9 protein-coding genes are annotated in these 10307 nt (G+C 68.1%); 6 read left to right on the top strand and 3 right to left on the bottom strand.

Features of this window, described 5'->3' with window-relative positions; translation table 11 throughout:
* Nucleotides 1-1348 precede the first annotated feature (1348 nt).
* On the top strand, nucleotides 1349-1525 hold the full coding sequence (locus ABZ004_RS40090; RefSeq protein WP_355687498.1) for a hypothetical protein: 177 nt from the start codon (nucleotides 1349-1351) through the stop codon (nucleotides 1523-1525).
* Between the two features lie 15 nt (nucleotides 1526-1540).
* Here ABZ004_RS40090 and ABZ004_RS40085 read toward each other — a convergent pair whose 3' ends face one another.
* The gene (locus tag ABZ004_RS40085; protein ID WP_355687497.1) at nucleotides 1541-1825 is read right to left on the bottom strand and encodes a hypothetical protein; all 285 of its coding nucleotides are present in this window, start codon (nucleotides 1823-1825) and stop codon (nucleotides 1541-1543) included.
* Between the two features lie 130 nt (nucleotides 1826-1955).
* Nucleotides 1956-2195, bottom strand: a complete 240-nt coding sequence (locus ABZ004_RS40080; protein ID WP_355687496.1) for a hypothetical protein — start codon at nucleotides 2193-2195, stop codon at nucleotides 1956-1958.
* A 120-nt stretch (nucleotides 2196-2315) separates the two neighbouring features.
* Here ABZ004_RS40080 and ABZ004_RS40075 point away from each other — a divergent pair, with 120 nt between their 5' ends.
* A complete protein-coding gene (locus ABZ004_RS40075) occupies nucleotides 2316-2909 on the top strand; it encodes an XRE family transcriptional regulator (RefSeq protein WP_355687494.1) in 594 nt (197 codons plus the stop codon).
* Between the two features lie 22 nt (nucleotides 2910-2931).
* On the opposite strand, the gene ABZ004_RS40070 is transcribed toward ABZ004_RS40075, so the two are convergent.
* On the bottom strand, nucleotides 2932-5643 hold the full coding sequence (locus ABZ004_RS40070) for an AAA family ATPase (protein ID WP_355687492.1): 2712 nt from the start codon (nucleotides 5641-5643) through the stop codon (nucleotides 2932-2934).
* 85 nt (nucleotides 5644-5728) lie between these two features.
* Here ABZ004_RS40070 and ABZ004_RS40065 point away from each other — a divergent pair, with 85 nt between their 5' ends.
* The 4 genes from ABZ004_RS40065 to ABZ004_RS40050 all read left to right on the top strand — a co-directional run bounded on the left by ABZ004_RS40065 (nucleotide 5729) and on the right by ABZ004_RS40050 (nucleotide 10092).
* Nucleotides 5729-6418, top strand: coding sequence for a hypothetical protein (locus ABZ004_RS40065; RefSeq protein WP_355687490.1), 690 nt, complete (start codon nucleotides 5729-5731; stop codon nucleotides 6416-6418).
* A gap of 65 nt (nucleotides 6419-6483) precedes the next feature.
* On the top strand, nucleotides 6484-6852 hold the full coding sequence (locus ABZ004_RS40060; RefSeq protein WP_355687488.1) for a VOC family protein: 369 nt from the start codon (nucleotides 6484-6486) through the stop codon (nucleotides 6850-6852).
* Between the two features lie 91 nt (nucleotides 6853-6943).
* A complete protein-coding gene (locus tag ABZ004_RS40055; protein WP_355687486.1) occupies nucleotides 6944-8605 on the top strand; it encodes a hypothetical protein in 1662 nt (553 codons plus the stop codon).
* A 143-nt stretch (nucleotides 8606-8748) separates the two neighbouring features.
* Nucleotides 8749-10092 carry an FAD-dependent oxidoreductase gene (locus ABZ004_RS40050; RefSeq protein WP_355687485.1) on the top strand — a complete coding sequence of 448 codons (1344 nt, stop codon included), beginning with the start codon at nucleotides 8749-8751 and terminating at the stop codon, nucleotides 10090-10092.
* The last annotated feature ends 215 nt before the right edge of the window (nucleotides 10093-10307 follow it).

The raw sequence follows: 10307 nt of genomic DNA, 5'->3' as shown, positions 1-10307 counted from the left end.
CCCACCTCCGACGTGGTGTCCCCACCTCCGACGTGGTGTCCCCACCTCCGACGTGGTGTCCCCACCTCCGACGTGGTGTCCCCACCTCCGACGTGGTGTCCCCACCTCCGACGTGGTGTCCGCACCTCCGACGTGGTGTCCCACCTCCGACGTGGAGTCCGCACCTCCGACGTGGAGTCCGGGCTCCCGAGGTGGAGTCCGGGCTCCCGAGGTGGTGTCCGAACCCCCACCGAGTTGTCCGAGGTTCGTCGGCCGGCTGGACCGCCAGGATCACGGCGTCGCCGAGTCGGTGTGCCGGAACTGCGGGCAGGTTTCGGGTACCTCGGACAGGAACTCGGGGGAGGGGTCATGCAATAACCTGCTCCCGACGTCCGGGATGATGTCCGCGCCTCCGAGGTGATGTCCGCACCTCCGCCGTGGCGTCCGAACCTCCGAGATGGTGTCCGGACTCCGACGTGGAGTCCAGGGCTCCCGAGGTGTTGTCTTGACTCCCCCGCAGGGTGTCCGAGGTTCGCCGGCCGGATCTCCAGGATGACGGCATCGCCCGAATCGGTGTGCCGGAACCGCGGGCAGGTTCCGGGTGCCTCGGACACCAACTCGGGGGAGGGGCCATGCAATAACTTGCCCCCAACCCCCGATGTGGTGTCCCAACCACCGATGCGGTGTCTCGCCCCCGATGTGGTGTCTCAACGCCCGATGTGAGGTCCACGAGGCCGGAGATGGAGTTGGAGCCCCCACGGGTGGTGCGAGGTTCGGCGGTCGTGAAGCCACCGGGCGTGAAACGTCGCGATCGAGGGGCTTAGCTCCTCCTCGCGTGGTTCCCCCATCGGCGTAACAGTGGGATGACCCCAACAGGAGGGGGTAAGCACACCGTCAACCCGACATCTCACCGGCCGCCCGGTGAGGGACTGCTCGAATCGGGGTGAAGCCGGGCGAAACCGCGGCATCGCGGAGGTGCCGGAGAGCAGCGGCCGGAACAGACCTGTGGGTCGGTGTACCGACGGAGATGAGGTAGCCGAGGGCAACTAGTGCGGTTGAGCGTGGATCGGGACTGTGTGTACGCCGTCTCGGGGTGCACTACCTGTTGTTCGGGACATCGAACCTTCAATGACCTGGTGGCGTCGGTGTCGAAGCATCCGTTGTCGGGCAAACCGGGGGGCAGGGGGGCGGGGCGGGTGTGGGGTGGGTGAGCAGCGGCGGTGAGGGTGGGCGGGAGGGCGGTGAGCTGCGGGGCGGGAGGGTAAGTGGCGGTGAGCTGGTGGGCGGGAGGGTAAGTAGGTGTCACAGAACATTGGGGTGGTCTGTCTTAGGTGGTGGTGGGTCTGGTCGGCGGAGTGTGGAGGTTGGGATGAGTGAGTCGATGGGTGAGCTTGAGGTTGAGGTGGTGGCTGAGTTGAGGGCTGCTGAGGCTGGGCAGCCGACGGGTGGGCCGGAGGAGTGGTTGGTTGATCCGGAGGATGCCGAGCGGGACGAGGTTGCGTTGCGGAGTTTGCTGGGTGCTGTCAAGGCGATGGAGGACGACTGACCGGGGGAACTGAGGTCAGCGCCAGGTGTCGCCGGAGGTGCGGGCGAAGCGGATCCAGGCGTGGCGCCATGGGATGACGGCGATGATCAGGACTACCAGGGAGCAGTTGATCAGGACCTGCTTCGTCGCGTCGTCCAGGGTGTCCGCGGCCAGGTCGGGGATGGCGACGACGCCGATCCAGAGCAGCTTCCAGGTGACCTCGAAAAGGAGGATCGGAAGCATCCGGACGGGATAGCGGAGACCGACGAACGCCAGCAGCGACATCCCGGTGAGCAGGCAAACGACGACTCCGTCCGCCACCGGCAGGGACCGACATGTCCCCGAGAACAACAGGCCACTTGACGATCGCCAGACCGACTCCCGTTAACGCGTAACCGAGGCGCATCACGGATGGTGAGGTCTGCGGTGACGGCGGGCACGTCGATGGTGGTCATGACGTCCTCCGCGTGGCTGTTCGGATGAGGAGCTGGCGGCGGACGCGGTGGAGTTGGGGCATCAGGCCGTAGATGACGATCGGTACGGCGATGGTGGCGAGGACGAAGGTGCGGACGACCGGGCCGAGCGTCCGGAGCCAGTCGCCGAGGACCAGGTTGAGGATGGTCAGGGTGGGGAAGACGGCCAGCCAGATCATCAACGCGAGCTGGTGTTTGGTGGGTGGTGCGGGGTTCATGATGGCTCCAGAGGGTTCGCGCCGCGTACGTCGTACCGGCTGTTGTCCCTAGCGTGGAGCCATCGGTGGCGCCGGCCTACCGAAGTTGCCGTTTGTGGGAAAGGGGCGTCAGATAAGGCAGTGGACGACACCTCAGCGGCGGCGATCGCCGGCGTACTCGATCAGGTTGCCGGCCGGCTCAAGCGAGTGCGGACCCGGCGCGGCTTGACGCTCGCCGAAGTCTCCGAGGCGACCGGTATCTCGAAGAGCATGATGTCGCGGCTCGAAACCGGCCAGCGAAAGCCGACCCTGGAGCTGCTCCTTTCCCTCTCGCAGACCTACCGGGTGCCGTTGGACGACCTCGTCGCGGCGCCGGAGCAGGGCGACCCGCGGGTGCATCTCAAGGCGGCGCGGGTCAAAGGCCGGACGGTGATCCCGTTGACGCGGCAGCCGGACGGGACGCAGGCGTGGAAGATCGTGATTCCGGTCGACAAGATCGATCCCGTACTACGGGCGCACGACGGGCACGAATGGATCTATGTACTGTCCGGGCGGATGCGGATCGTGATCGGCGACGAGGACTGGGTGCTCGGGCCGGGCGAGATCGCCGAGTTCCGCACCCAGGTCCCGCATTGGTTCGGCAGCACCGGCGACGCACCCGCCGAGATCCTGAGCATCTTCACCCGCCCCGGCGAACGGATGACCGTGCGGACTCCCGCGAAGGATGACCGGTGAGCAGAAGCAGGTCGTCCGGGAGTTAAGGCAGGGCGGTGCGGAGTTGGCGGCGGGAGGTGATGCCGAGCTTGGCGAAGGTCTTGCGGAGGTGCCACTCGACGGTGCGCGGGCTGATGAAGAGTTGCGCGGCGATCTCCGGATTGGTGAGGCCGTCACGGGCCAGCCCGGCGATCTGGGCCTCTTGTGCTGTGAGGTCGTTGCTGGTCTCGGGGGAGCGCTTGCGTACCGTCTCGCCGGTCGCGAGCAACTCGTGCCGGGCCCGTTCGGCGAAGGCTTCGAGGCCCATCTCGGTGAGCAGTTCGTGGGCGGTGCGGAGTTGCTCGCGGGCGTCGATGCGACGACCTTCGCGACGCAGCCATTCGCCGTACAGGAGTTGTGACCGGGCGACCTCGACGCGGAGGGTGGTCCGGCCGAGGTGCTCGATCGACTGGCGATACGCATCCTCGTCCGAGGTGAGCAACGCGCGGGCCCGGGCCTCGATGCCGCGTCCCCAGCTCGTCGGGGTGGCCGTCGTGCGTTCGCTCAGCCAGGCGAGGGTGGACTCGACCAGTTTGGTGTCGCCGGTCCGGGAGGCTGCTTCGGCGAGCTCACCGGCCACCAGTACGCCGTACCCGATGACGTCCTGCTCGAAGACGCGCAGGGCGGCGTCGCGGGCGGCGTCGTACCGGCCGAGTCCGTTGCAGAGCACGGATCTGGCGTACTGCGCGAAGGCCACCATCCGGCCCTGCTCGCGCTCGGTCGCCGCCTGGGTGGTGGCGTCGATCAGCTCGGTCGCCGACGTCTCGTTGCCGCGGAACGACTCCAGCAGGAGGATGCCGAAACCGACCTGTGGCTTGCCGGTCGCGGCCGCGATCTGGCGTTCCTCCTCGACCAGGCCGGCCGCCGCGGTCAGGTCTCCGGTCAGGGTCTGGAGGTTGGCGCGGAAGTTGAGCGCGAACTGCAACTGGACCAGGGCGCCGCTCTCGCGGGCCATCCGGTCCTGCTGGACGGCGAGCTCCAGGGCAGTGTCGGATTCCCAGAGTTCCAGCGCGATGATGCCGCTCGCGCGATTGCCGGCGAGCCAGAGCCAGCTGCTCACGTCGTCGGCGGTGAGGATCGCCTCGCGGGCGACCGCGAGAGCCTTCGACAGCTCGGGAGCTGCGGCCGCGTAGCCGTGCAGGACCCGGCGTGCGAATGCCTGGAGAAGGAGGTCGACCGGCGTACCCGTCGGGGGAGGGGCGGCTGCTGCGGCCAGCGCGAGGACGCCGGGAGCTTCCGGGCCGCTTGCCCAGATCGCGGCCGACATCGCTTCCAGATAAGCCATCCTGGCCCGGTCGGGGTCGAGCGGTTCGAGGTGCCGGGCGGAGTCGAGCAGGATCCGGGAGGCTTCGCGGGCATGTCCTTGGTCGAAGGCGATCAGGCCGCGAAGCTGTTCGGCCTCGGCGGTCCGGAGCGCGTCCGGCGGTCCGGCGGTCACACTGCCGAGGAGACTCAGGGCCGCGTCGAGCGCCCCTGAGTTGCGTTTGGCCGTCGCTGCGGCGAGCGCGCGATCGGCTCGGCGGGCCGGTTCGGGGGTCAGCTCCGCGGCCCGCTCGAGAAACGAGGCCGCGGCGTAGTAGCCACCCCGGGCCTTGGCGCGATCGGCCGACCGTTCGAGCTCGGCGGCGACCTCTTCGTCCGGGCGGGTGGTCGCCTGGGCCCGGTGCCAGGCGCGCCGGTCCGGATCGGTGCCGGCGTCGGTCACGTCGGCCAGCGCGCGGTGAGCGGCCTGGCGTTCCTGCGGCGACGCCATCCGGTACGCCGCCGAGCGCACGAGCGGGTGCCGGAACCGGACCCGCTGGCCGAGCGTGATCAGCCCGGAAGCGATCGCGGCCGTCGCCGGGTCCGCGCCGAGACCGAGTCGCTCGGCCGCGCGCCAGAGCAGGGTCGCGTCACCGAGTGGTTCGGCGGCAGCGGTCAGCAGGAGCAGCCTGGTGTCGTCGGGGAGCGGCTGCAGACGGCGTACGAAACTGTCCTCGATCCGGCCGGTCAGTGACCCGGGCGCGAGTCCGTCGGCGAGTTCCGCCGCGCTCCAGCTCTGCGGCAGTTCGAGCAGCGCCAGCGGGTTGCCGCGGGTCTCGGCCACGATCCGGTCCCGGACCCGGGGATCGATCGGCCCGGGCAGGACCGCGTCGAGTAGCGCCCGGGCATCGGTCTCGCCGAGGCCGCCGAGCTCGAGTTCGGTCAGGCCGGTCAACTCGTGCTCCAGGCCGTCGCGGACGGCGAAGATCATCACCACCGACTCGGCGGCCAGCCGGCGGGCGACGAAAGCGAGGATCCGGGCGGACATCAGGTCGAGCCACTGGGCGTCGTCGATCACGCACAGCACCGGGTGCTGGTCGGCCGCCTCCGAGAGCAGGTTCAGGACGGCGAGACCGGTCAGGAAGAGGTCCGGGGTCGGGCCGGTGAGTTGGCCGAACGCGATCCCGAGCGCGTTGTGCTGCGGTGGCGGCAGCCGGTCGATGAGGTCGAGGAACGGCTGGCAGAGCTGGTGGAGTCCGGAGTACGCGAGCTCCATCTCGGACTCGATGCCGACCGTGCGGGCGATCCGGCAGTTGTTGCTGCGGGCCACCAGCGAGTCGATCAGCGCCGACTTGCCGACGCCCGCCTCGCCCCGGAGTACGAGGACCTCGCTCCGGCCCGTCCGGGCGGCCGCGACCAGCCCCTCCAGGGTCGCCAGTTCCCGCTGCCGGCCCCGCAGTTCGATGTCGCCCACGGAGCCAGGCTATCCGCCACGCCACGACGCAAGGCCGCACCCGAGGAGCGCGTGCCCTGGCCGTGGGTATGCCAGGGTGATTCGTATGGGGACGGAGAAGGCGCATCCTGGTGAGCCGCGGTTGCCTGCGGCCGTCGGCGTGATGGTGGCGATCGGCCTGTACGCCGTACTGCCGAGTGCTCTGCAGATCGGCCCTCGGTTCGTGATCCCTGGGTTGGAGTTGTTGCTGTTCATCCCGTTGGTGCTGGCCAACCCGCGGCGGATGAGCCGGGAGAACTCGTTCCTGCGCCGGTTGTCGATCGGGCTGGTGCTGCTGATCGCGCTGTCCAACACGACGGCGCTGGTGCTGTTGATCCATTCGCTCGTCGCGGGGGACACGACGGCAGGCGGGCAGTTGCTGGCGGCCGCCGGGCAGCTGTGGCTGACGAACGTGCTGGTGTTCGCGCTGGCGTACTGGGAGCTCGATCGCGGTGGTCCGGTGACGCGGGTCCGGGTGTCGCGGCCGGGTTTGCCGGATGCCGACTTCCGGTTCCCGCAGGACGAGGATCACGACGCGATCGGCGAAGTGGCTGCCCGGTCGTCGGAGAAGTCCGGCTGGACTCCGGGCTTCGTCGACTATCTCTATGTGTCGGTCACCAACTCGTCGGCATTCAGCCCGACCGACACGATGCCGCTCACCGTCCGGGCCAAGCTGCTGATGGCAGTCGAGTCGGTGTCGGCCCTGATGACATCAGTCTTGGTCGTGTCCTTCGCCGTCGGCCTACTCCAGCACTGATGACCGAGATCGCGGTGCTGGGCGGCGGACGGATCGGCTTGCCGGCCGCAAACTAGGGTCGACGGATGGATGATGATGCGCAGCTTGTCCCGCGGATCAGTGTGCTTGCCGTCGACTGCAGCGACCCGCGCAAGCTCGGCGCCTTCTGGCAGCGGCTGATCGGCGGCACCCTCTCGGAGGACGACGATGGCGTCGTCGAACTCCGCGGCGGCCCCGTCGGCCTCGACTTCGTCCACGTCCCGGAGCCGAAACAGACCAAGAACCGCCTCCACCTCGATCTAGCGGTCCCGTACGCCGTCCGCGCCGAGGCCATCGCCCGAGCCCTCGCCCTCGGCGCCACCCGAGCCGACGACATCTACGCCGGCGGCCACTGGCAAGTCCTCCGAGACCCCGAATCCAACGAGTTCTGCCTCGTCTGGGGCGGAGGCATGTAACCGCCTCGCACCCGTGAGAGTGCTGTGAGACACCTGTGAAACGCCGTGGTCTCAGGGTTTGAAGTCAAAGACTTCTCTGGGGAGCCCATCAATGAAGCATGGACAGGTACTGCGCAGCCGCGGTGTGGTGAGGGGGATCACGTTCGTCTTCTGCCTCGCGATGCTCGCCACCGGGTGTGGTCACTCGGGCGACGGCCACGGTGGTGGTACGCCGGGGAAGCCCGCTACGGATGTCGCGACCATCATGTACGGGAGTGCGGTGAAGCCTGACCCGAACGTGAAGCTGCAACCGGACGTCGTGATCGTCGAGGGTGGCCCGAAGGCGATCCGGTCGGTCAGCGGGGACGGTGCGGTCTGGACCATCGACGGGCACGCCAAAGGTGCCGGGGATCTGCAGCCCGGCAAGATCATGTTCGCAACCAGCAAGGCGGTCGGCCGCGTGGCCGAGGTGAAGAAGGCGGGCGACGACCTGGCAGTCACGCTGTCGCCGGTCGGGCTGACAGATGTGATCAAGGACGGCGAGTTCTCGGTGGACACGGGGCTGGACCTCGGGAAGGCGCCGATCCAGGCGATACCGGAGTTGCCGGGTCAGCTGGTCGAGTCGAAGGGGGCAGGCTCACCCAGCACCGAACCAACCGCGGAACCGACCGAGCCCGAACCGACCGAGCCCGAGACAACGGAGCCGGAGCCGACCGACGAGGAAACTACGGAGCAGCCGACCGGCGAGGAGAGCGATCCGGCTGATCTGTTCTCGCCCGATGACGAAGGCGGCGGCCCGGCGGCGTCGGGTCCGCCCGCTCACCGGGTCCGGCCACAGGTGCCGGTCCGTGCCGGCGAGCCTGCCCAGGTCGTCGAGATGAAGGCTCCGGTCGTCCGGCTGCCGGCCTCCGGCTGGCCGAAGCCGATAGTGGGCGCCACCGAGAAGGTGGGCCGGGGCAACTGGGAGTTCGAGCCGTTCGCCAACCAGAAGGAGCTGGGACTGAACGCGGCGTACAAGGCGGGCAAGGACTTCAAGGGCACGATGCAGATCGCCGTCGGGCTGAACAAACCGCGGATCAAGTCCACGGTCTCCGTCGCCGGAGGCAAGCTCAACCCGGGCTGGTCGTTCACGGTCGCCGGCCTCGGCCCCCTCCGCGTCCAGTTCGGCGCCGGCAACGCGACCAAGAACGGCACCCTCAAGTTCCGCGGCGAGATCCCGGTCGAGCTGCCGGTGGAGATGCCGATGGGTGGCATTCCCTTCATCGCGGTGATCAAGTTCAAGATCATCTTCGAGACCGCCCTGGTCGGCAAGAACTCGACCATTTCGGGCAGCGGCGTGTGGAACATCGGCGGCGCGATCGGCCGGGCCGGCGGACAGACCCTGGCCCCGAAGATCAGCGTCGTGAAGAGCCTGATGGACAGCTTGAACGGCATCTCACTGGGCGGGGCCGGCATTGTCTACGGATTCGAGCTGCGCAGCCTGATCGGTATCGGGCTGCCGATGGCCTATGCGGGGCCGTACTGGAAACTGACCGTTGTCTGGGGCAACACACTCGGTGGTGCACTCGGCGGTGCGCTCAGCGATTGCAAGTCCGGAGTCTTCAACGTCAATTTCGCCGTCGGGATCGGTTCGATGATCTCCACCGAAGCGATCGACTGGTTCTCCAAGTTCCTGGGCAAGAAACCGGTGAAGTGGGATCAGGCGATCGAGTTCAAGGCCGAGGTCGTCAAGTCCGAGGACTGGCTGCCGCGGATCGCCAAATGCAAGCCTTAGCCGGAGTCGCAGTCGGGATACGACGACGGGCGGCCCGGTGGTTGGGTCACTGGTGTCTCGTGATTTGATTGCTGGCGCAGGGGAGTGGGCGGGTCCTCTAGAATGTGTTAGGTAAGGCTTGCCTAACATATGAACTGGGGATCATGAGAGACCTGCGAGTCGCCGTTGTCGGCGCCGGGCCTGCCGGGATCTATGCGGCCGATATTCTGACCAAGGAGCACGAGGGTGCTCACGTCGATCTGATCGAGCGGCTGCCGGCGCCGTTCGGGCTGGTCCGGTACGGCGTGGCGCCGGATCACCCGCGGATCAAGGAGATCATCAAGGCACTGCACCGGGTGGTCGGCCGGGACCGGATCAGGTTCCTCGGCAACGTCGAGTTCGGTGCCGACCTCAAGCTCGAGGATCTGCGCCGGCACTACGACGCGGTGATCTTCTCGACCGGAGCGATGGCCGACCGTGAGCTGGACATTCCGGGGATCGATCTCCCCGGCAGCCATGGTGCTGCGGACTTCGTCAGCTGGTACGCCGGGCATCCCGACGTACCGCGGGAGTGGCCGCTCGACGCGCGCCATGTCGCGGTGATCGGGGCCGGAAACGTCGCGCTCGACGTGGCCCGGATGCTGGCCAAGCCGGCCGACGAGCAGCTGACCACCGAGATCGCGGACAACGTCTACCAGGGCCTGAAGGCCAACCAGGCAACGGATGTGCACGTCTTCGCCCGGCGTGGTCCGGCGCAGATCAAGTTCACTCCGATGGAGCTGCGCGAGCTGTCGCACTCTCCGTCGGTCGATGTGATCGTGCACCCCGAGGGTTTCGAGATCGACGAGGCGAGCCAGCAGGCGATCAATGCCAGCAAGGGCACCCGGCTGATGGTCGACACGCTGCTGAAGTACCTCGAAGCCGAGCCGACGGGCGCCGAGCACCGGATCCACATCCACCTCTGCCACGCGCCGATCGAGGTGCTCGGGAGTGAGCGGGTCGAGGGGCTGCGGACCGAACGGACCGAGTTGCAGGGTGACGGCACGGTGAAGGGCACGGGCGAGTACGTCGATACGCCGGTGCAGGCCGTCTATCGGGCGGTCGGGTACCTGTCCTCGCACCTGCCCGGGCTCCCGTTCGATCACCAGGCCGGCGTGATGGTCAACGAGCGCGGCCGGGTGCTCGACATGGACGACGTACCGCTGCCGGGTCTGTATGTCACCGGCTGGATCAAGTGCGGTCCGATCGGGCTGATCGGGCACACCAAGTCGGACGCGGCCGAGACGATCGCCAGCCTGCTCGCCGACCTCGACAACCTGTCGCAGCCGGAGATCACCGACCCCGACGCCATCCTCAAACACCTCGCCGACCGCAACGTCACCGTCGTCGACGCCGAGGGCTGGTCCCGCCTCGACGCCCACGAGATGTCCCTCGGTGAACCCCAGGGGCGGGAGCGCGTCAAGGTGGTCCCTCGCGACGAGATGATCCGCGCCGCCCAGCGCAACTGAACTGTGTTGTCTGCCTCGCCTCCGGCACGCCGGGCAGCCGACAGGGGCGAGCTGCCCGGCGCCGGAACCCCGCTGCATATCCGTCGAACGCCGTTATTTCGCCCGCTGACGGGCTATTAACCCGTCAGCGGGCGAAAATCATGGCAGTGGCCTCGGGTGGGGAATGGACCCGCCGATATCTGTGTTGACATGTCAACCTAGACTTTCATTGACTG

Origin of the sequence: Kribbella sp. NPDC006257 (assembly GCF_040613535.1) — a bacterium.
Taxonomy (GTDB): domain Bacteria; phylum Actinomycetota; class Actinomycetes; order Propionibacteriales; family Kribbellaceae; genus Kribbella.
This window is presented reverse-complemented; position numbering and strand designations above follow the sequence as displayed.

Coding starts and splice junctions, on each gene's coding strand:
- ABZ004_RS40090 (WP_355687498.1), top strand. CDS start 1,349: ATGAGTGAGTCGATGGGTGAGCTTGAGGTTGAGGTGGTGGCTGAGTTG.
- ABZ004_RS40080 (WP_355687496.1), bottom strand. CDS start 2,195: ATGAACCCCGCACCACCCACCAAACACCAGCTCGCGTTGATGATCTGG.
- ABZ004_RS40065 (WP_355687490.1), top strand. CDS start 5,729: ATGGGGACGGAGAAGGCGCATCCTGGTGAGCCGCGGTTGCCTGCGGCC.
- ABZ004_RS40060 (WP_355687488.1), top strand. CDS start 6,484: ATGGATGATGATGCGCAGCTTGTCCCGCGGATCAGTGTGCTTGCCGTC.
- ABZ004_RS40055 (WP_355687486.1), top strand. CDS start 6,944: ATGAAGCATGGACAGGTACTGCGCAGCCGCGGTGTGGTGAGGGGGATC.
- ABZ004_RS40050 (WP_355687485.1), top strand. CDS start 8,749: ATGAGAGACCTGCGAGTCGCCGTTGTCGGCGCCGGGCCTGCCGGGATC.